The sequence below is a fragment of the Pseudomonas sp. Z003-0.4C(8344-21) genome, from assembly GCF_900104975.1.
In the GTDB taxonomy this organism is placed as follows: Bacteria; Pseudomonadota; Gammaproteobacteria; order Pseudomonadales; family Pseudomonadaceae; genus Aquipseudomonas; species Aquipseudomonas granadensis.
On sequence record NZ_LT629756.1, the window covers coordinates 2360081 to 2379529 of the forward strand.

22 protein-coding genes are annotated in these 19449 nt (G+C 57.5%); 10 read left to right on the top strand and 12 right to left on the bottom strand.

The genetic code is table 11. The features are described from left to right. The first annotated feature begins 6 nt into the window (after positions 1-6). From BLU24_RS10855 to BLU24_RS10865, 3 genes are read left to right on the top strand one after another with little or no spacing between them, the layout of a single operon-like run. On the top strand, positions 7-672 hold the full coding sequence (locus BLU24_RS10855; protein ID WP_093099932.1) for a YjbF family lipoprotein: 666 nt from the start codon (positions 7-9) through the stop codon (positions 670-672). Next, the gene (locus BLU24_RS10860; RefSeq protein WP_172833261.1) at positions 669-1430 is read left to right on the top strand and encodes a capsule biosynthesis GfcC family protein; all 762 of its coding nucleotides are present in this window, start codon (positions 669-671) and stop codon (positions 1428-1430) included. Before BLU24_RS10855 ends, BLU24_RS10860 begins: the two co-directional genes overlap by 4 nt. Beyond that, positions 1427-3505 (top strand): YjbH domain-containing protein, encoded by a 2079-nt coding sequence (locus BLU24_RS10865; protein ID WP_093099934.1) that lies wholly within the window; start codon positions 1427-1429, stop codon positions 3503-3505. The genes BLU24_RS10860 and BLU24_RS10865 overlap by 4 nt, the downstream gene beginning before the upstream one ends. Before the next feature lie 481 nt (positions 3506-3986). On the opposite strand, the gene BLU24_RS10870 is transcribed toward BLU24_RS10865, so the two are convergent. From BLU24_RS10870 to BLU24_RS10880, 3 genes are all read right to left on the bottom strand, one after another. After that, on the bottom strand, positions 3987-5381 hold the full coding sequence (locus tag BLU24_RS10870; protein ID WP_090284665.1) for an undecaprenyl-phosphate glucose phosphotransferase: 1395 nt from the start codon (positions 5379-5381) through the stop codon (positions 3987-3989). A 382-nt stretch (positions 5382-5763) separates the two neighbouring features. Continuing rightward, positions 5764-6423 (bottom strand): winged helix-turn-helix domain-containing protein, encoded by a 660-nt coding sequence (locus BLU24_RS10875; RefSeq protein WP_093099936.1) that lies wholly within the window; start codon positions 6421-6423, stop codon positions 5764-5766. A gap of 278 nt (positions 6424-6701) precedes the next feature. Continuing rightward, entirely contained in the window at positions 6702-7439 is a 738-nt protein-coding gene (locus BLU24_RS10880; RefSeq protein WP_093099938.1) for a winged helix-turn-helix domain-containing protein, read from the bottom strand. 507 nt (positions 7440-7946) lie between these two features. Between BLU24_RS10880 and BLU24_RS10885 the strand changes: the two genes are divergently transcribed. After that, entirely contained in the window at positions 7947-8780 is an 834-nt protein-coding gene (locus BLU24_RS10885; protein WP_093099940.1) for an undecaprenyl-diphosphate phosphatase, read from the top strand. A gap of 49 nt (positions 8781-8829) precedes the next feature. Here the strand turns inward: BLU24_RS10885 and dusA are convergent, their stop codons facing one another. Further along, positions 8830-9840 carry a tRNA dihydrouridine(20/20a) synthase DusA gene (dusA, locus tag BLU24_RS10890; protein WP_093099942.1) on the bottom strand — a complete coding sequence of 337 codons (1011 nt, stop codon included), beginning with the start codon at positions 9838-9840 and terminating at the stop codon, positions 8830-8832. Positions 9841-9942: 102 nt separating this feature from the next. Between dusA and BLU24_RS10895 the strand changes: the two genes are divergently transcribed. Continuing rightward, positions 9943-11067 carry a site-specific integrase gene (locus tag BLU24_RS10895; RefSeq protein ID WP_172833262.1) on the top strand — a complete coding sequence of 375 codons (1125 nt, stop codon included), beginning with the start codon at positions 9943-9945 and terminating at the stop codon, positions 11065-11067. Position 11068: 1 nt separating this feature from the next. On the opposite strand, the gene BLU24_RS10900 is transcribed toward BLU24_RS10895, so the two are convergent. The 8 genes from BLU24_RS10900 to BLU24_RS10935 form a co-directional block, all read right to left on the bottom strand. Further along, positions 11069-11344, bottom strand: coding sequence for a pyocin activator PrtN family protein (locus BLU24_RS10900; RefSeq protein WP_093099948.1), 276 nt, complete (start codon positions 11342-11344; stop codon positions 11069-11071). A gap of 6 nt (positions 11345-11350) precedes the next feature. After that, positions 11351-12112, bottom strand: coding sequence for a DNA cytosine methyltransferase (locus BLU24_RS10905; RefSeq protein ID WP_093099950.1), 762 nt, complete (start codon positions 12110-12112; stop codon positions 11351-11353). Then, positions 12109-12576, bottom strand: coding sequence for a hypothetical protein (locus BLU24_RS10910; protein WP_093099953.1), 468 nt, complete (start codon positions 12574-12576; stop codon positions 12109-12111). Before BLU24_RS10910 ends, BLU24_RS10905 begins: the two co-directional genes overlap by 4 nt. After that, positions 12573-12953: a pyocin activator PrtN family protein gene (locus BLU24_RS10915; RefSeq protein ID WP_093099956.1), complete on the bottom strand. Its 381-nt coding sequence runs from the start codon at positions 12951-12953 to the stop codon at positions 12573-12575. The genes BLU24_RS10910 and BLU24_RS10915 overlap by 4 nt, the downstream gene beginning before the upstream one ends. Further along, a complete protein-coding gene (locus BLU24_RS27770; RefSeq protein WP_164486587.1) occupies positions 12946-13086 on the bottom strand; it encodes a hypothetical protein in 141 nt (46 codons plus the stop codon). The genes BLU24_RS10915 and BLU24_RS27770 overlap by 8 nt, the downstream gene beginning before the upstream one ends. 25 nt (positions 13087-13111) lie before the next feature. Continuing rightward, positions 13112-13393 carry a phage antirepressor KilAC domain-containing protein gene (locus tag BLU24_RS10920; protein ID WP_093099959.1) on the bottom strand — a complete coding sequence of 94 codons (282 nt, stop codon included), beginning with the start codon at positions 13391-13393 and terminating at the stop codon, positions 13112-13114. Positions 13394-13403: 10 nt separating this feature from the next. After that, entirely contained in the window at positions 13404-13994 is a 591-nt protein-coding gene (locus tag BLU24_RS10925) for a hypothetical protein (RefSeq protein WP_093099961.1), read from the bottom strand. A 264-nt stretch (positions 13995-14258) separates the two neighbouring features. Next, on the bottom strand, positions 14259-15020 hold the full coding sequence (locus BLU24_RS10935; protein WP_093099965.1) for a LexA family transcriptional regulator: 762 nt from the start codon (positions 15018-15020) through the stop codon (positions 14259-14261). Between the two features lie 80 nt (positions 15021-15100). Here BLU24_RS10935 and BLU24_RS28200 point away from each other — a divergent pair, with 80 nt between their 5' ends. The 5 genes from BLU24_RS28200 (at position 15101) to BLU24_RS10960 (ending at position 18992) form a co-directional block, all read left to right on the top strand. After that, positions 15101-15376: a YdaS family helix-turn-helix protein gene (locus BLU24_RS28200; RefSeq protein ID WP_093099967.1), complete on the top strand. Its 276-nt coding sequence runs from the start codon at positions 15101-15103 to the stop codon at positions 15374-15376. A 319-nt stretch (positions 15377-15695) separates the two neighbouring features. Further along, entirely contained in the window at positions 15696-16214 is a 519-nt protein-coding gene (locus BLU24_RS10945) for a phage regulatory CII family protein (RefSeq protein WP_093099969.1), read from the top strand. Then, positions 16207-16431, top strand: a complete 225-nt coding sequence (locus tag BLU24_RS10950) for a TraR/DksA family transcriptional regulator (RefSeq protein ID WP_093099971.1) — start codon at positions 16207-16209, stop codon at positions 16429-16431. The genes BLU24_RS10945 and BLU24_RS10950 overlap by 8 nt, the downstream gene beginning before the upstream one ends. Further along, positions 16421-18640: a VapE domain-containing protein gene (locus BLU24_RS10955; RefSeq protein ID WP_093099973.1), complete on the top strand. Its 2220-nt coding sequence runs from the start codon at positions 16421-16423 to the stop codon at positions 18638-18640. The genes BLU24_RS10950 and BLU24_RS10955 overlap by 11 nt, the downstream gene beginning before the upstream one ends. After that, positions 18633-18992, top strand: a complete 360-nt coding sequence (locus tag BLU24_RS10960; RefSeq protein WP_093099975.1) for a PA0613 family protein — start codon at positions 18633-18635, stop codon at positions 18990-18992. Before BLU24_RS10955 ends, BLU24_RS10960 begins: the two co-directional genes overlap by 8 nt. Positions 18993-19449 lie beyond the last annotated feature (457 nt).

Sequence of the window (19449 nt, forward strand, 5' to 3'; positions counted from 1 at the left end):
CCGACTGTGAATACGTTGAAAGTTGGCGTCTGCCTATGCGCGGCGGTGTTGCTCAGTGGCTGTAATCCGCTGATGAGCGCGTCGCTGAACAACCTCAAGGCCGCAGTGGTCGGCCCGGACGAAGTGGACGTGACGGCTGCGGAAGTGGCCGCGGTCAATTACCCGCAACTGAAGCTGACTACGCCGTCCGGCTCCGGCGTGCTGGCGCTGATGCGCGAGCGTGAAGACCTGCAGTTCTGGGTCGCTTCCGGCAAGCAAGTCCTGCTGCTGCGAGATGGCCTTGCCGTGCGCAGCATTGGTCTGGGCCTGGAAGGGGACCTGGACGGCACACGCCTGGCCGATGACTCGCCGTTCAAGCGAGGCCTGCATCACGTCGCCGATGGTTTCACCACGCGCCGCTGGATCGATCTGTACAAGGGCCAGGAAGTCGGGGTGATCGTCAACAGCCGCTTCAGCCGGCGCTCGGACACTACCCTGAATATTCTCGACAAGGACTACGCCGTGCTGCGTGTCGATGAGCAGATTGACGCGCCGGCCATCGGCTTGCGCGCGACCAATCATTACTGGGTCGATCCGCGCGACGGTTTCATTCTGCAAAGCGAGCAGCAACTGACGACGCAGTTGCGCGTCAAGGTCGTGCAACTGACGCCTGCTCGCAGGCACCTGCCGTGAAGCGCCTGAGATTGTGGTCTGCGGGTCTGATCCTGATGACCGGGGTCAGTCAGGCTGCCGTCACCGTTTCGGGCGATGTCGCCAATCCCGGGCCGATCCCGTTGCCGCCCGGCGGGCGCTTGTTCGATGTGATCAGTGAGGCCGTGCCGAACGCCGAAGGCTACTGGCTCGCCGGCGGCTTGCTGCGCCAGTCGCTGATCGAACAGCAGACCCGGCTCAAGGTCGGCGTGCTGTTCGATCTCGAGGTGCTGCAGCGCATGGCCGTGCTGTTCGACAAACCGAGTCGTGTGGCGCTCGCGCAGCGTGTTGCTGAAGACGTGCGGCAGATGCCGGTGACCGGTCGGCAGATCGCCGATCTCGACCCGGTGGCAGTGGAAACCGGATTCGCGCGCAACATTCGCCTCGAGGATGGCGATCGTCTGGTTTATCCGAAGCGGGTCGATGAAGTGCAAGTACTGGGCGCCGTCGCCGCGCCGTGCCACTTGCCGTATCAGCCGTTGCAGGAGGCGCGTGAGTATTTGCAAGGCTGCTCGATTCTCGACGATGCCGAAGCCGATTACCTGTGGCTGATCCAGCCCAACGGCGTGTCGCGGCGCGTCGGCATTGCCCACTGGAATCGTGAGTCCGGGCAATTTCCCGTCGCCGGCAGCAAGATTCTGGTGCCGCTGAAAAATGATGATCTGGATCCGCCTCTTCCTGAACTGAATCAGCAGTTGGCCGAATTCATTGCCACGCAGCTGGCCGAGGTGGTTCGTTGAAGTTACGTTTTGCAGCTGTGTTGTTATTGCCCTGTGGCCTGGCTCACGCCGAGCCGCGCATTACCCAGAATGACTTCGGTGGCACCGGCTTGTGGCAGACGCCGACCGCGCGCATGGCACCGGCGGGGGAGTTGAGCGTCAACGCCAACCGCACTGATCCGTACAGCCGCTACAGCGTGTCGTTGCAGCCGCTGGACTGGCTCGAAGGCTCGTTTCGCTACACCGCGATCACCAACCGGCCGTACGGCTCGGAGGCCCTGAGCGGCAGCCAAAGCTATAAGGACAAGGCGGTCGACGCCAAAGTCCGGCTGTGGCAGGAAAGCCATTGGGCGCCGGAAGTGGCGCTGGGCTTCCGCGATATCGGTGGTACCGGTTTGTTCTCCAGTGAATATTTCGTCGCCAACAAACGCTACGACAACTTCGATTTCAGCGCCGGCATCGCCTGGGGCTATATCGGCAATCGCGGCGACTTCGATAACCCGCTGGGCTATGTCAGCAGTCGCTTCGATACCCGGCCGGCGCTCGAGGGCACCGGTGACGTCAACTCGGGTTCGTATTTCCGTGGCCGGCCTTCGTTGTTCGGTGGCGTGAGCTATCAGACGCCGTGGGATCGCCTCAGTCTGAAACTCGAGTTCGAAGGCAACGATTACAAGAACGAACCGAAGGACAACGAGATCAAGCAGGACTCGCCGATCAACCTCGGCGCAGTATTCAAAGTCACCGATTCGATCGACGTCAGCGCCGCGTGGGAACGTGGTAACACGGCGATGTTCGGTGTGACCTTTCACACCAATTTCGTCAGCCGCAAAGCCCCGGCGAAAACCTACGACCCGACCCCGGAACCGCTGCCGGCGAAAGCCCCGACGGCGACGATGGCGCAGGTTGACTGGGCCGATGTATCGAGGCGTTTGCAGCAGAACGCCGGCTATAAGGTCGAGCGCATCGCCCAGCGTGATTCCGAGCTGATCGTCTACGGCGAGCAGCAGCGTTATTTCCACTCGTCCAAGGCGGTAGGGCGGGCAAGCCGGATTCTCGATAACAGTGTCAGCGACGACATCGACTGGTTCACCGTGGTCAACAAGCGCTACGACTTGCCGCTGGAAGAAACCAGCCTGCCGCGCCAGACCTTCCGCGAAGTGATCAACAACGAAGAGCCGCTGGAAACGCTGCACCGCACCACCGAAATCAATCCGGCGATGCCGCACAACGAGACGACCCTCTACAGCGAGGCGCCGCAGCATTTCAGCTATGGCGTGGGCCTGGGCTTCAAGCAGAACGTCGGTGGTCCGGATGGCTTGCTCTATCAATTCAGCGCCGATGCCGACGCCGAATATCGTTTCAACCGCAACACCTGGTGGAGCGGCTTGCTCAGCGCCAACCTGGCGAACAACTTCGACAAATTCAGCTACGACGCGCCAAGCGGATTGCCGCGTGTGCGAACCGATTTGCGTCAGTACCTGACGACCTCCAATACGACCATGCCGCTGTTCCAGGTCAGCCATGCCGAGCAACTCGACAAAGACCTGTATGGCATGGTCTACGGTGGCTATCTGGAGTCGATGTTTGCTGGCGTCGGCGCCGAGGTGCTGTTCCGGCCGACCGGCGAGCGCTGGTCACTGGGTGCGGACTTGAACTGGGTGCGTCAGCGCGATTTCGATCAGGGTTTTGCCTTGCGCGATTACTCGGTGGTGACCGGGCACATTACCGGTTACACCGACCTGCCGTTCGACACGCTGGCGGCGGTGAGTGTCGGCCGCTATCTGGCCGGCGACTGGGGCACGACGGTGGATATCTCGCGGGAGTTTTTCAACGGCGTACGCGTCGGCGCCTGGGCAACGATCACCACCGCCAGCAGCGCCGAATATGGCGAAGGTAGCTTCGACAAGGGCCTGTACCTGTCGATTCCGTTCGATGAAATGATGAGCATGTCGACCATGCGCCGCGCCAACCTGGTCTGGGCCCCCCTGACCCGAGACGGCGGTGCGCGACTCAACCGCAGCTACCAACTGCACTCAATGACCGATAGCCGGGAAGGCGATATGTTCTATCGTAATTTCGAGAAGATAACCGAGTAGACAGCGATCTCCGCTACAACACACATCCCCTGTAGGAGTGAGCCTGCTCGCGATAGCGTCAGTCCAGTCAACATTGATGTTGCCTGACACACCGCTATCGCGAGCAGGCTCACTCCTACATGGGTTATTTGCCAGACCACAAATCGCGACCCATCCCCAGATCCCTGTAGGAGTGAGCCTGCTCGCGATAGCGTCAGTCCAGTCACATTCATGTTGCCTGACACACCGCTATCGCGAGCAGGCTCACTCCTACAGGGGTTATTTGCCAGACCACAAATCGCGACCCATCCCCAAATCCCTGTAGGAGTGAGCCTGCTCGCGATAGCGTCAGTCCAGTCACATTCATGTTGCCTGACACACCGTTATCGCGAGCAGGCTCACTCCTACAGGGGTTATTCGTCAGGCCACAATCCCGGCTCACCCCCAAATCCCGCCCACAAAAAAGGGGACTTTCGTCCCCTTGCATCTACAACCCTGAACCTCAGTAAATATCCTTCGACAGCAACGTAAACGGTGTCTTCACCAGGATCTTCAGATCCAGCCACAACGACCAGCTGTTGATGTACTGCAGGTCGATCTCCACACGCTTCTGCATCTTGTCGATGGTGTCGGTCTCACCACGGCAGCCGCTGATCTGGGCGAGGCCGGTGATGCCCGGTTTAATCCGGTGGCGCGCCATGTACGCGAGGATTTTCCCCGAGTAGTAATTATTGTGCGCGACCGCATGTGGACGTGGGCCGACCAGAGCCATGTGCCCTTGCAGGACGTTGAACAGTTGCGGCAACTCATCCAGCGAGGTGCGACGGATAAAACGGCCGACAGCGGTAATGCGTGAGTCATTGCGGCTGGCCTGCTTCACATCACGATCATCGTGAACACGCATCGAGCGGAATTTCCAGACCTTGATCACCTTGCCGTTCCAGCCATGGCGGTCCTGCTTGAAAAACACCGGACCTGGAGAGTTGAGCTTCACCGCCAGCGCAATGATCAGCAGGATCGGGCTCAGCGCGATGATCGCCAGAAACGCCACAGCCTTTTCCACCAGACTCTTGCTCAGTGCGGCGGTCGGGCGGCTGGTCAGCGGGCTTTCGTTCAAGTAGATCGCCGGCAGACCGTCCACGACTTTTACCGAGTGGTTGAGCAGCGTCAGGCTGTTCAGATCCGGCACCCACACCACGTCGACGTTGGCACCCAGCAGGTCGACATACATCGCTTCGATCTTCGCCGCCTCGCACAGCGGCAGGGTGATGTACAAACGGCGGATGTCATGGGCAGCGATCAGGTCCAGCAGCTGTTCCTGTGCGCCGACGACACGTGGCGCATCAGAGCCCAGCGTGGTCACATCGCCATTGCTGACCAGGCCCACCAGCGGCAGGTTTTCCAGCTGGCTGAGCTTCTTCGCCAGACCCAGCGCCAGTTCACCAGTACCGACGATCAACGTCTTGTGTTCGCTCTTGCGCGAACGCTGGTAGTACTTGGAAAACGCATGCAGCGGTGCGTAGAGAAACGCCTGACCAAGGAAGCCATACACCGCCCAGCTCAGAATCACCTGCCGCGAAAACAGCTCGTCGGCCTGGCAGACGAATGCAATGCATGCCAGCGCGGCCATGGTCATCGACCAACCCATGAACAGCCGGCCCAGGCCGGTCAGGTAGTTGTCGCGTTTGCGATAGACACCGGTGAACGTGTAGGCCGGAACCGAGGCCAGTACTGCCAGCGTTGCGCACATTCGGTAATAGAACGCGACCGTACCGGTGTGCTGCTCGGCCAGGATGAACAGCAGCGTTACCACGAACGCCTGAGCGAGTGCCCATTGGCCCCAAAAGGTCAGTCCCTTGAGGCCCGTGTTTCGATTGATACTGAGAGAAAGATCCATACGAATATCCCCAAAAGACGTCCATTCAGGTTTCAACAGTTGAAATCCGAGTTGTTATGCAGACTTATTGTTTTTGTTGTAGCGAGTGTCCTGAGGTAACAACATCGATATGCCGAACTGTCGTCAGTCAATAGACTAAGTTATTGCCGGGAATGGTGTCTGACGAGTTCTAACAAGATGGCACAGTGCCAACTATTCTAATATTTAAATAGTAGTGTGTTAGAAAAGGTCGCAGAGCAGGGGGTGATTATGTGGTGTGGGTTTTGTTACTGTTGGAGGCAGGAAAGTACAACTCAAGGAGGGATAAAGCCAAACAGAGTGCTCTTGTTGTTTTTGTAATCGCACTTGTTCTGTTTGTTTTATTGGCGGAGGTCGGCGTTATTTACGCGACGATGTCCTGGATAAGGCAATAACCGCGATTTCTTACCGCGCGAAACAGACGCTCACCGTTGCTGGCGCTCTTGAATTTGTCTTGCAGACGACTCAGGCACATTTCCAGGCCTCGGTATTGTTCCGGTTCGCGACCGATGCTGATGATCAAATCATCACGGCTGACAACACGCTCTTCATGGCTGAGCATTTTGCGCACCAGTGCTGTTTCCAGACCCGTAAGACTGATCTCGACCCCTTCTCTGACCAGTGCGCCTTGTTCCGGGTCAAGATGCCAGGTTGCGCTGTACGGCATATCGCTTTGAACGGCAGGGGGCATGTTGCTGATATCGCCGGTAATGACTGAATTGTGCTGGAACGTAGTCGCCGATTGCGCGGCCTGCCATTCCGACTCAAGTGTGGCCAGAATTCGCTGAGTATCATGCTCGATACTGCGCGCGACATTTTTTCGACTGATGTGCGGATATGTGAACTCCATCACCATTGGCGCGGAGGAGGGCGAAGCAACACCTTCAACAAACATTTGTGCCTGCGACGTGCCAAACGAGTTGAAGCGCTCACTGGACAGGATGCTCTCCAGTTCACGTTGCGACGTTGTACTGTGAGTCACGACAACAAAATATTTCCTTGGGAGGGTTGTACTGGTTTCCATGTCTCTCTCCTGAATACATACCAAAATTGGCTAAAAGAAAATCGGCAGGCGAGCAATAGCTTCCTCGGAAGTAATCGATAGGCAGGGTCTGGGCCCAAGATTGGCCCTCGATAAATTCCACTCGAACTGCTGCTATGTTATGGAGTTTTATTGTTATGGGTCGTGTTGACGCGCTCATTCAAATGCTTGATTTCAAACAGAAGCGGAGCAGAAAAGGAACTGTATGGCTGCATTGGACGATCCTTCGTACGTTGCAAAAGGGATTGGCTGCCCGAGACTCAGGCAGTCGATATCAGACCCCGCAGCAGGCGATAGCCATAACCGCGAATGCTCTGAATCGCGTTTGTACCATACATGTCCTTGATTTTTCCACGCAAGCGACTGATTGATTTTTCCAGTGCCCGAGGGTCGTAGAAATTGGTATTGAGGCCCATGATGCCGGCGATTTCATCATGGCTCAGGATGTGATTGCCGGTTCGCGCAAAGGCTTCGAGGATCTTCATCTCGGCAAACGAGATGTCGAGTTTTTTGCTCTTGTCCATCAGGCAAATGCGCGTCGGATCAAGCGTAAGATTGATGTTGCGCTGCCATTCTTCACTGGTGAAGAAATCCGCCAGCAACTCTGCACCGTCGTCGTAAAGGGTGTTGAGTTTGATACAAATATCGGCACCTGCCAGGTAGTACTTGATCTTGTTGAAGGCACCGCGACCGGTGATAACCGCGCAAATAATCGGCTTCAAGTTGTCGCTGCGCAGATTCTCCACCAGCGCAAGATTGTCCTCGAGAGCCTGTGGGCTATCGATAATCAGGAATATTGCCCGGTACGATCCCACATGTTCATTAAAGTTATGTGAACTAGCGTAGGCACTGGCTTCAAGCGCCAAATCGCTACGAACATGCTGGGCGATTAGCGTTCTAAAATGATCGGCCACGCCACGGGTACGACCCAGAGTAAGAACACCGGGTTCGTCATTTGTCGGGCGCGGGCTTCTAGTCGCCAAGTTCGCTGAGAGCATCGTGCATTGACTCGAATTAGGTGCTGACATCGGGATGTTAAAGCACCGGTTCTCATCTGTGACTGACAATTGGTAACATTTGCGCGGATTTTAGACGTGTCTCGCGAGATTTCTAACAATAAGTAAGCTTTTCAGGCTTTTAGTTGATTTTCTCGAGAGAGTGAACTACGGCTTAGATGATGGCGATATGCAATGGTGCCACTATTTTGAGTCTATTGCGACAGCTTTAGTTGTGTCGATCTGCCACTGTATCGCCATACCGTAATATTGTGCGCTGGATCACACTTTATTGCGCGCGCTAACTTTTTTCCACTCCAGCACTAAATATTTCTCGAGTAGTTCGTCGGCCGACGATTACTAACATGACTTGAGTGTGGCTTTTGATAAGACATATTCTGCCGGCGCCGCGTCAGGCAATGGGTAATGGCGTGCCGATCTTATTTCCGATACTCAATTCCTGAGTGCAGTTAACCGGTCGCTCTCAAGGAGCGCTCTGATGGAGGATTAATGGATTTCTGGACCTTTTTCCAGGTGTTGATATTAGGCGCGGTAGAAGGCCTGACCGAGTTCCTGCCGATCTCGAGCACCGGCCACCAGATCATCGTCGCCGACTTGCTGGAGTTCGGCGGTGAACGTGCAATGGCGTTCAATATCATTATTCAACTGGGTGCCATTCTTGCCGTGGTCTGGGAGTTTCGGCCGAAGATCTTCGACATCGTCAAAGGCCTCCCTACCGAACGCAATGCACAGCGCTTCACTATCAACTTGCTGATCGCGTTTCTGCCGGCGGTTGTCCTGGGCGTGTTGTTTGCCGACGCCATTCATGCATACCTGTTCAACCCGATCACCGTTGCCGTGGCACTGGTCGTCGGCGGCATCGTCATGCTTTGGGCCGAACAACGCAGCCATGTGATCAGCGTCGAGCACGTCGACGACATGCGCTGGTCCGACGCGCTGAAGATAGGTTTCGTACAATGCCTGGCGATGATCCCCGGCACCTCGCGCTCCGGCTCAACGATCATCGGCGGCCTGCTGTTCGGGCTGTCGCGTAAAGCCGCCACCGAGTTCTCGTTCTTCCTCGCCATGCCCACCATGGTCGGCGCCGCCGTGTACTCCGGCTACAAATACCGCGACCTGTTCGAGCCCAACGACCTGCCAGTCTTCGCCCTCGGCTTCGTCACGGCGTTCATCTTCGCGATGATCGCCGTGCGTGGCTTGCTCAAGTTTATTGCCAACCACAGCTACGCCGCGTTTGCGTGGTATCGGATTGGTTTTGGGTTGTTGATTCTGGCGACGTGGGGGTTTGGGTGGGTGAACTGGACCGCTGCTGCAGCGGCATAAAGGACAAGCCAGGCGGATCTACCGCCTGGCTAAAGTGATGGGAAGGGCATCAACGCCCTTCAAGCAACTCAGCCGCCTGATCCAGCAACGCCAGCGGATCCTTGGCCTTGTGAATATCCACCGACAGCAGCTGACGAAACTTGCGTGCTCCTGGGAAACCGGTACCCAGGCCCAACACATGCCTTGTGATGTGATGCATCGCGCCACCGGCCAGCAAATGCTCGGCTATATAAGGACGCAACTGCGCCAACGCCTCAGCCCGACTGATCACCGGTGCCGCACTGCCGAACAACTGCTGATCCACCTCCGCCAGCAAATACGGATTGTGATAAGCCTCACGCCCGAGCATCACCCCGTCGAAAGTCTGCAAATGCTCGTGGCAGGCCTCCAGCGTCTTGATCCCGCCATTGAGCACAATCTCCAGCTCCGGAAAATCCGCCTTCAACTGCGCCGCCACGTCATAGCGCAACGGCGGAATGTCGCGATTCTCCTTCGGCGACAACCCCTCGAGAATCGCAATCCGCGCATGCACGGTAAAACTGGTGCACCCGGCATCCCGCACCGTGCCGACGAAATCGCACAGCTCGGCATAACTGTCCCGACCATTGATCCCGATGCGATGCTTCACCGTCACCGGAATCGACACCGCATCACGCATCGCCTTCACACAATCCGCCACCAACTGCGGATGACCCATCAGGCACGCGCCGATCATGTTGTTCTGCACACGATCACTAGGGCAACCAACGTTGAGGTTTACTTCGTCGTAACCGTGGTCCTGGGCCATACGCGAGCAGGCAGCCAGATCCAGAGGAACGCTACCGCCGAGCTGCAAGGCGAGCGGGTGCTCGGCTTCGTTGTGACGGAGGAATCGTTCGTGGTCTCCGTTGAGAAGAGCGCCGGTGGTAACCATTTCGGTATAGAGCAGGGCGTTCTTCGACAGGAGGCGTAGGAAGAAACGGCAATGGCGGTCCGTCCAATCCATCATGGGCGCAACGGAGAACCGCCGAGACAGCGCAGGGCTTGAGTTTACTGGGCTTGAGTGGGTATTTGGTACCATTTGGCTCAACGTATTTATAGCGTGTTTTTAGGCGTTTTCAGGCGTTTTTTCGATGTCGCTGGTACAATGTACCAATCACTTTCGGAATTGTACCAGTCGACTATGGCAACGATCAGAGCACGAAAACGCACCGATGGCTCAGTCAGTTACACGGCACAGATACGCCTGTTTCGCGATGGAGCGCAAGTCTACCAAGAGAGCCAGACCTTCGCCCGGAAACAGGCGGCACAAGCGTGGGTGCGGCGACGTGAGGCAGAGCTAGATCAGCCTGGTGCGATCGAGCGGGCGAACCGCAAGGGCGTCACCGTACAGGACATGATCAAGCAGTACCTGGATGAAATGGAGAAAGTCCGGCCGTTGGGTAAAACCAAGGAAGCCACTCTAAATTCTATCGCGGCGACGGAGTTTGGCCAGACCGTTGATTCGGCTATCAACAGTCAGCGCTTGGTGGATTTTGCACTCTGGCGAATGAGTAAAGAGGGCGGCGGCGTCCAGCCGCAAACGGCTGGTAACGATTTGGCGCACCTTGGGGCTGTCCTTTCGATTGCGCGTCCCGCTTGGGGGTATGAGGTGGACCCTCACGCGATGCCGGACGCTCGGAAGGTGTTAAGGAAGCTCGGCTACAACATGAAGAGCCGGGAGCGCGATCGCCGTCCAGCCAAAGACGAGCTAGATAAACTTTTGGAGCACTTCGTCAGTATGCAGCAGCGTCGACCTAGTTCGATCAACATGCTGAAGGTGATTGGCTTCGCGATTTTTTCCACGCGTCGGCAGGATGAGATAAGCCGAATTGTGTGGGACGACGTCGATGAGTCGAATCAGCGGGTGCTGGTGAGAGATATGAAAAACCCTGGGCAGAAAATTGGCAATGATGTTTGGTGCCACCTACCCGACGAAGCCTGGAGAATTCTGCAAAGCATGCCAAAAGAGCGTGCGGAAATTTTCCCCTACAACTCTTCGTCGATCTCTACGGCCTGGGCGAAGGCGTGCAAGTTTCTGGAGATTGAAGATCTTCACTTCCACGATCTGAGACACGACGGAGTTAGTCGGTTGTTTGAGATGGATTGGGATATCCCGCGGGTGGCCAGCGTGTCCGGGCACCGTGACTGGAACTCGTTGCGTAGGTATACCCATCTTCGCGGGAAGGGTGACCACTATGCCGAATGGCCATGGTTAGAGAGGATCATTCAAGCGCCCGTGAAGCTGGGCGCCTGGGGTAAGCAGTGAATTAGCTGGCTCGGCGAATTCCGTTGAGCTGGTTGCATTCCTTTACCGCGGCCTCCCGCTGCAAGTCTAAATACGCTGCTAAATCTGTTATGTGAATTCCTTTAGCACTTTTCTGGCTGGATTCGAGTCTCGTGATAGGTATTCGAATTTGACCAGCCATTACTTTGCGCTGAAACATATCGGTTGTTAGGTGTGTGAAATAGTCTTTACAAACTTGATTAATTGAAATGATTGTTTGCCCGTTGTATTGAGCCATTAGCAGAAATAAGGTTTTCATGCGCCTTCACCCATTTTCAAATCCTGACAAGTGTTCGAATGCTGTTGCTGCCACGACTGGAACTTGTCCGTTGCCAATGGCCTTAAGTCGGTCCACCCGATGGGCCAACCCATCAGCCACTCGGCCCATTCCGGGTTCAGATGACCACCATCCAGTGCCATCACGGCGTGATCCAGGCGATCGTTCGAGCAGTCGGCTCCCGATCGGCGAGTTAGTGCGGCAGGGGAGGATCCCTTTGCCATGCTCGCCACCGGTGTTGGCCATCGTCTGACGGGTGTCTTCTGCGATGAGCCAGATCCTGTCCCGCTGATGAGGGGCGCCGAGGTCAGCCGCTCCAATAACACCCCATCGCGCGTCATACCCGATTTCGGCAAGGTCACCGAGCACCACGGCAAGTCCTCTTCCCACAAGCAATGGTGAGTTCTCCAGTTCGACGTAGCGCGGTCGTACCTCATCGGTAATTCGTGCCATCTGCTGCCACAGTCCGGAGCGGGCGCCGGCGATACCAAGGCCGTTGCCTGCAACCGAGATGTCCTGACAAGGAAATCCTCCCGAAACCACGTCAACAAGGCCTCTCCATGGTCGTCCGTCAAAACTGCACACGTCTGACCAAATCGGGAAAGGCGGGAGCAGTCCATCGGCTTGTCGTTGCGCCAGAACCTGTGCGGCGTAGGCATCACGCTCAACGGCGCAGACGGTGCGCCAGCCGAGGAGGTGTCCGCCGAGTATTCCGCCACCAGCGCCTGCGAAAAGAGCCAACTCATTCACGCAGCCTCCACAGTGACTTGCGCGGCGCCGGAGAGCGGTTGTCCGACCTTGTTGTCCTGAATTCCTGGTTGCAGCTGCGCAGCCATCGCAAGCACCTGTTCGCGCAGTGAGCGGGCGTCACGCTCAAGCTTCTTGCCGGTACGAAAGGCGCTGAAGGTCTCAGCGGCGATCCGCAGCAGCTCGCCGATATCGATTAGCGCCTGGTGCTCGGCCGGGCCGAAGAGTGGACCTGCTTCAAATCGTTTGCAGGAGTGTGCCAAGCGCGTGTGATCGGCCCGGATGAACTGCAGGGATGCCTGGAGCTCGCGGATGGTTTTGGCGCTTGCGGCGCGCTGGATGTCTTCACCCTCGCGCAGGCCTGTCTCCAGGCCATCGCTGCGGCCCATGATGTAACCGCCCCAGAGCAGAAGGGCGGCCAGAACTATCAGGGTGACGAGTGCACCGATTTGTATTGGGGTCATCATGTGGTGTGCTCCTGGGATTGTCGTTGGCCGGTGGTGACGGCCGTCAGTGGTGTGGGGGCAACAGGGTGTTGGCCGTCCTGCTGTCGCTGCATGTCTTCATCCGCTTTGTAGGCGCGGATGTCGATCAGTGAGGCGACGTGGCGGATGTGCGCGTACTTCAGCGCCTTGCGGCTGGTGTCCAGCGTGGTGATCGGAAGCTGGATCCGGCCGCTGTTGATCTCCGTCACGAACGACTGCTCGTTGAGATTGCGAAAGTACTGCTCGCGGACTTTTTCCAGCGGGATCAGGACGTCACCGAAGATGCGATAGAGCAGTTCGACGGTGGCTGATTCTGGCGCCGGATGCAGGCGGAGCGGGTTCTGTGCAGCGTTACTCATGGCCTTGTCGAGCCTCCTTGCGTTGTTGTCGTGCCGGGTGGTTCCAGGCGTTCAGGCAGTGGCGTCTGGTCAGCTCGCGCAGATGTTCGGGCACTTCGAGGAGCGCGGCGTTGCGCTCCTCACGTGTGCGCATGGCAATGATCTGGCGGGCGTACTCCCTAGGCCACGTCACGGCGATCTGCCGGGATGGCAGGAAGATCAATGTCCAACTGCTCGGCCAGCCAACGGATACCGGCCTGCTTCACCCGAGTCGACTGGCTGTGCTGCATTCCGTGTTTCTCGTCATACCAAGGACTGTCCTTGACCCGCAGGTACGCTTTGTCTCGCTTCGGGTTCGCCGGCAGGTTTCCCTTGAGCAGACCTTTTTCCCGCATGAGAGCGATCAGTTTGGGGCGAGTGAGGCCGAGTTGAGTGGCTGCTTGGGCGAGGGTGCGTTCCATAAACGGCTCCTCAAGCAGCATGCGCAGCAGGAGTGGCGGCTGCAGCAAGGTGGTTGATGGACTCAATGAGCTTTGCGTAGATCTCGGCATCGGGGTCGTACAGGGTGAAGCAACGCGTATGCGGGCTCTTGTTGCCGATGCTCAAGATGGCGGTGACGCCCCGGCGTGAATGGGTGCGATGCAGCGCCACATGCAGGGGAAGCTCGAAACCCATGTCGAGGCTCAGCACACCTCCGGTGTGCACCAGTTCGAACACGCGCTGCTTGTCCTGGACATCAAAACGGCCGTATTGACGATCGGCATGCGGGCGATGTACCAGGTCGCTGGAGTTGCTCGCGTCGAACGGACCGTTGGCAATCTCTTCGATGAAGTCGGCGAGTTTGAGGTGCATCTTCTTGTCGTTGTGCAGGGTCAGCGTGTGGCGTTCGCTGCCCAGTTCGACGACAAAAGTGCTTTCCACTGTGCCGCGCTCAGCCTTGAGGCGAAACGCTAGGCAATCACGCTTCGGTGCTGTTCGCAGGACGTGGTTGAAGGTCTCGGTCAGGTTGACCTGGGCGTTGAGCAACTGCAGTGTGCGGTTGTCGACCTTGTACTTGATCATGCCGCTTGCCCTCCACCGTTCGGATCGATAGGAGAGGGCTGGCAGGACTTGGCGACTAGTTTGGGTTTGCTGTTATGAATGACGACCAGACAGCCTGTTGTGAGCTGTAGTTGTTCGATCAGGTTGCGATTGCTTACGCATGTCGGATGGACATGTAAGGTAGCGGTGGTGCGCATAGGTATTGCCTCGCTCTGTGGTAAAGAGTGAGGCGAGTAAACAATATGTTTGCTGCTTGGTCAACACGGTTTGTTTGGTTTCTTGAGATTAGGCTGAGCCTAAAGGTCTGCTTACCGACCACCAAAACACGCGTCCGAGGATGACAATCCGTTGTTCGAGAACCTGATCCATTGAGTATTCTTTGTCGGGATACTCTTCACGATTGAAGCATTTTTGCCTGATTGCTCCGCTGGATAACCGCTGTAAGAACCTCACCCTCAAGGTGCCGTTGTGCGTCAGTGCATACAATTCACTATCGACAATTCGTGTAAAAGCTTTGTCAATGCCGAGCACTGCGCCATGAGGAAGAAGGGGTTGATTACTATTCCCAACGTTCAGCATGAACACAGCATTATTCGCGTTGACCCCGCATTCTCTAAGAGTTGCTACGTCAAGCGTGACATGACGTTTGTGAGCGCTGTGTATGTCAACCTGGCTCGATTCTATAGGCGCTCCGCTCTGGTCTGTCAGCAAGAACACCAGATCATCTTTTTCAATTGAGTGATCAGAATTCCATGGAACAATGGAGGTCATTTCATAGGGCTCTCCATCATCCGTGACCCCGTAAACGATCTCGGCATCATCCGTAAACATCGGCAGATCACCGTATTCGAGCCACTCTCTCCTCAGCCCGAGCGCAAGTGCTACTGCGCTTATTTTATTGGCCGGTACCCCTCGTTTTTTCCAGTTCGTAATATTTTGGTCGTTTTCTAACCCGAGTACGCGAGCCAGCTCTGTACCACCTGTGTTGGTCAGCTCCAGCGCTTTCACAAAGCGCTCAGCGTTGTTGGATATCAGCCGTGTTTTCATAAACAGTATGTTACCCCGCTTGCAGTATTCCGATAACAAACGTATTGTTTGTTTCGTGTTTGGTGTGTCGAGGTAAATCTATGAGCTCGTTCAATTCACCCCAAGTGGGGCCTGTACCCGTTTCCGCTCTTGAGAGAGCGATAGGTTTCACTGCTGGCTCTCCTACGGCTTTCGCTCGAATTATCGGAGTTAGTCCTCAGCGACTGTTCAACTGGATGCGCCGAGGTGTCCCCGTTAAGCAGGTGCCGTTGATTGTAAAAGCTTGTCGAGGAGCGTTATCCGCACATGAGCTAAGGCCGGATCTACCAGAAGTCTTTCCCGCTCCGATCAACTTCATCAACAGCCAAAAAAACTAGAAAAAAGGCGACCCAAAGGTCGCCTGTTTTCTCCCGACAGCATCACCACAATGCTATCGGGTCGCGATGTCGGAAGGCGAGCACACCACATGCCGCCGACTTTCATCGCGTTTCCAAGGCTCGGAAGCCTTGGTGTTGCTGCCGTTCTTACCACAGAGCTGGCAGCTGTTGCGCCAGGGGTGAACAACGGATTGTTCGCCCCGGCACGGTGCCGGTGTTGGTCTTACGAACCTAGCCGGCTTTGGGCCTCTCCAGACCACGCGGCAAATGTATCACCAACTTCTGTCGCGCGGCACTGGCAACTTTTAGGATTAATGCCATGAGCCGTATCGCTCTGAGTTCTCTGGAACGGGCGCAGCGGGAAATCCTGCCGCTCGATTTAGCGCTGTACCACGCCGCTCGCGATTACCCGGGCGGCGCTGCTGCCATTGCAGCCACGACCGGTCGTAACTCGACCACGCTGCAGCACAAACTATCGCCAACCCATCCGAGCCACTCCATCAACATTCAGGAGTTCGGTGAGATCCTCGAACTGACCAAGGATCGCCGCATTCTTGATGCGGTGCATGCGCTGGTCGGCGACACGATCTGGCAGGAGCTGGCCGACACCTATACCAACGACATGCCCGAGACTCTCACCACCGGCATCGCCGAATACTTCCGCCAAGTCGCGGATCTCGCCGAGACTTGGGCCAAGAGCATCGGCGACGGTGTCGTCACCGATCAGGAACTCGCGACGATTCGGCTGCAGGTGTTCCGGGGCATTCAAGGGCTGCTCGGGCTGTTCAACCGCGCCACCTACGTCAACCAGACGACGCGAGGTGCTGACCGTGGCTGACATCGCCGATTTCGCCAACGACTTGGTGCAGGAACGCATCGATCAGGCCATGGCGGCGCGCAGCGCTGCCAAAGCCGAAAGCACTGCTCATTCCTTGCTGTTCTGCGAAGCCTGTGACGACCCGATCCCGGAAGCCCGTCGCTTGGCTCAACCGGGCTGCTCGCAGTGCATCAGCTGCCAGTCCCTTTCTGAACGAGGAATTCAGCATGCTCGATGAGGTATTGGACCAATTCGCCGATTACGGTCTGGAGCCAGCGCAACCGCTGGTGTTCGGCAAGCTGACCCGCTGCAAGACATCGCAGGACAAGGGCAAGGAAAAGAACGGCTGGTACGTTGTCCACGAGCAGCGCACGGAGAAGGGCGACACCCTGATCTTCGGCGCCTTCGGTGACTGGCGTTCGGGCGAGACGCAGAAGATCAAGGTCAAGGCCGGTCGAATGTCGCCGGAAGAGCGCGAAGTGATGCGCGCCCGCCAGGAAGAAGCCAAGCGCCGCGCCGCCGAAATCGCGAACAACGCTGCGCGGCGGGCCGCGAAAAGGGCGCAGGGTTTGTTCGAGCGCATGCCGACCACCGGGCGCAGCGATTACCTGGACCGCAAACAGATCGTCGGCATCAACGTCCGCTACGCGCCACGAACCGGCGCCGTGTTGGTCCCAATGAAAAACGCTCGTGATCAGATCATGGGTCTGCAGGTGATCTTCCCGAACAAACAGGAAGACACCGGCCGCGACAAATCCTATTGGCCTTACGGGATGGCAAAGGAGGGCACGTTCCACCTGCTCGGTCCGCATCCGGTGCCGGGCGAACCGGTGCTGGTGTGTGAGGGTTACGCCACCGGTGCCAGCCTGCACATGGCGACGTCGCTTGCGGTGGCCGTGGCCTTCGATGCGGGCAACCTGCTAGCAGTGTGCAAGGTCATGCGCGAGCGCTTTGCGGGTTGCCCGCTGATCATCTGCCGCGATGACGACTGGAAGACCACCAAGCCCAACGGCGATGCGTGGAACCCGGGTGAGGAGAAAGCGAGCAACGCCGCCCTGATCGTCGGTGCCCAGGTGGTCTCGCCGATCTTCTCGATAGAGCGTCAAGACAAGTGGACTGACTTCAACGACCTGCACGTCACCGAAGGCCTCGAAGCTGTTCGCCGTCAAGTGCTAGCCGTGGTCCGCCCACCCGCTGCCGGTGGCTGGAAAGATCAGCTGGCTCGCAGCGAGAGCGGCGCCCTGATCGCGCACATGCAGAACGTCGAATTGATCCTCGCTCACGACGAACGCTGGGCCGGGGTAATCAGCTACTGCGCCTTCAGCTCGAAGATCGTCAAGCTGCGTGCTGCGCCTTATGGCGGTGGCACCGGCGAGTGGGCCGACATCGACGACGTGCGCGTGATGAAGTGGCTCGCACAGCAGTACAACCTGCGTGTGAAGTCGTCGCACGTGATTGAAGCGGTGAGCGTGGTGGCGCACGACCACGCCTTTCACCCGGTGCGTGAGTACCTGAAAAAGCTCGAGTGGGATCGTGTGCCGCGCTTGGAACGTTGGTTGACGGATGTCATGGGGGTGAAGGCAACCGATTACACGTCCAAGGTCGGCAAACGCTGGATGATCTCGGCCGTGGCGCGGGTGATGAAGCCCGGCTGCAAGGCCGACTCGGTGATGATCCTCGAAGGCGTACAAGGCGCCGGTAAGTCGACCGCCATGAGCGTGCTCGGCGGTGAGTGGTTCATGGATACGCCGTTTGCTCTCGGTGACAAGGACGGCTTTCAGGCGATCCGCGGCAAGTGGATCGTCGAGCTCGGCGAGTTGGACAGCTTCAACAAGGCCGAGAGCACCAAGGCCAAGCAGTTCTTCTCGGCATCGACTGACACCTACCGCGAAAGCTATGGCCGCAGAACGCTGGACGTGCCACGCCAGTGTGTTTTCGTCGGTACCACCAACCAGGACGAGTATCTCAAGGATGCCACCGGCAACCGCCGCTATTGGCCGGTGGCCTGTACCAAGGTCGACGTGGCGTTGCTGCGCGAGATCCGCGACCAGCTGTGGGCCGAAGCGATGTTCTGTTTTGAGGCCGGCGATCTCTGGTGGGTAACGCGAGAGGAAGCGCCGATGTTCAGCGAGGAACAGGACGATCGCTTTGTAGTGGACGAATGGGAAACGCCCATCCTGACCTGGCTCGAAGAATCGCAGATCGGCGAGACCACCACCGGCAGTGAAGTGATGGGTCAGGCGCTCAAGCTCGATCCCGGTCACTGGGGCAAGCCTGAGCAGATGCGCGTGGGTGCGATCCTGCATCGGCTTGGGTGGCGACGGTTCCGTTTGGGTGCCTTGAGCAAGAGCGGCCAGCGGCCTTGGGCGTACAAGAAACCTGAGGGTTGGGGCAGGGCGCCGGCGCTGGAACAACCTGAGTTCGAGGAGCCGTGCTTCGATGATTAAGGCAATCGATATGGCCCTCAAGCAATGGGCGCAGGAGCTGCACAGCGATGAGGTCGCCGCCGGTTACTCGGGCGGCAACATGGTCGCGATGATGATGGAAAGCGGTGGCCAGCTTGTGCGCGGAAGGCGCGGGAGCAGGGTGCCGCTGGAGGCCTCCCTGGACATCGAGCGCATCGTCAAGAAACGCCTTGATCCCGAATTGATGACGGTGGTCCAGGTGCATTACTTCCAGCCTGATGTGCCTCTGACTGCGCGTCTGGCTGAGAGTGGCTGCACACGCAACCTTTACTACCAGCGCCTGCATGACGCTCACATCGTGGTTGAGCACTTCCTCCTGGGGGAAGCGGCTTGATCGTGGGCATTACTCTGGCTCACGCCGTCCCACTGGCCTGCCTCCGTCCCACTGCTTTTTGCGGTGGTGGGACGGGCGCAGGCCCCGTCGTTGTTGGGCTGTCCCACCGTCCCACCTTTTTCATGCCTCCCGCCCGTGTATGCGTAGCGGGCATCAATGCGCGTGTTCACGCGCACGCGTGTTTTTAAATATTCTCTCTATACACGAGAAAAGAGAGATAAAAGTAGGACGGTGGGGCAAAGCCCCAATCTGCGGGGCTTTCAGACGTCCCACCTTGTTTTAAGAAGGTGGGACGCATGGGACGCCATAACAGCAAAAGAAAGCCGGGATAGATATTCACCGACATTCGCCAGCCGTTCACCGGGCATAAGCCACACATTCACCGGATGGCATTAAAACGGTCTTGCTGCCACCAGAATCGACCTGTAAAAAGGGGCCATCTTCGATGGATGCGACC

Excerpts from the sequence above, each read along its gene's own strand:
- BLU24_RS28200 (WP_093099967.1), top strand. The coding sequence starts at position 15,101 with ATGAGCTCGTTCAATTCACCCCAAGTGGGGCCTGTACCCGTTTCCGCT.
- BLU24_RS10915 (WP_093099956.1), bottom strand. The coding sequence starts at position 12,953 with ATGAGTAACGCTGCACAGAACCCGCTCCGCCTGCATCCGGCGCCAGAA.
- BLU24_RS10945 (WP_093099969.1), top strand. The coding sequence starts at position 15,696 with ATGAGCCGTATCGCTCTGAGTTCTCTGGAACGGGCGCAGCGGGAAATC.
- BLU24_RS10920 (WP_093099959.1), bottom strand. The coding sequence starts at position 13,393 with ATGGAACGCACCCTCGCCCAAGCAGCCACTCAACTCGGCCTCACTCGC.
- BLU24_RS10885 (WP_093099940.1), top strand. The coding sequence starts at position 7,947 with ATGGATTTCTGGACCTTTTTCCAGGTGTTGATATTAGGCGCGGTAGAA.
- BLU24_RS10880 (WP_093099938.1), bottom strand. The coding sequence starts at position 7,439 with ATGCTCTCAGCGAACTTGGCGACTAGAAGCCCGCGCCCGACAAATGAC.
- BLU24_RS10895 (WP_172833262.1), top strand. The coding sequence starts at position 9,943 with ATGGCAACGATCAGAGCACGAAAACGCACCGATGGCTCAGTCAGTTAC.
- BLU24_RS10900 (WP_093099948.1), bottom strand. The coding sequence starts at position 11,344 with ATGAAAACCTTATTTCTGCTAATGGCTCAATACAACGGGCAAACAATC.
- BLU24_RS10935 (WP_093099965.1), bottom strand. The coding sequence starts at position 15,020 with ATGAAAACACGGCTGATATCCAACAACGCTGAGCGCTTTGTGAAAGCG.
- BLU24_RS10960 (WP_093099975.1), top strand. The coding sequence starts at position 18,633 with ATGATTAAGGCAATCGATATGGCCCTCAAGCAATGGGCGCAGGAGCTG.
- BLU24_RS10870 (WP_090284665.1), bottom strand. The coding sequence starts at position 5,381 with ATGGATCTTTCTCTCAGTATCAATCGAAACACGGGCCTCAAGGGACTG.
- BLU24_RS10875 (WP_093099936.1), bottom strand. The coding sequence starts at position 6,423 with ATGGAAACCAGTACAACCCTCCCAAGGAAATATTTTGTTGTCGTGACT.
- BLU24_RS10910 (WP_093099953.1), bottom strand. The coding sequence starts at position 12,576 with ATGATGACCCCAATACAAATCGGTGCACTCGTCACCCTGATAGTTCTG.
- BLU24_RS27770 (WP_164486587.1), bottom strand. The coding sequence starts at position 13,086 with ATGCGCACACGTGAGGAGCGCAACGCCGCGCTCCTCGAAGTGCCCGAA.
- dusA (WP_093099942.1), bottom strand. The coding sequence starts at position 9,840 with ATGGTACCAAATACCCACTCAAGCCCAGTAAACTCAAGCCCTGCGCTG.
- BLU24_RS10925 (WP_093099961.1), bottom strand. The coding sequence starts at position 13,994 with ATGATCAAGTACAAGGTCGACAACCGCACACTGCAGTTGCTCAACGCC.
- BLU24_RS10955 (WP_093099973.1), top strand. The coding sequence starts at position 16,421 with ATGCTCGATGAGGTATTGGACCAATTCGCCGATTACGGTCTGGAGCCA.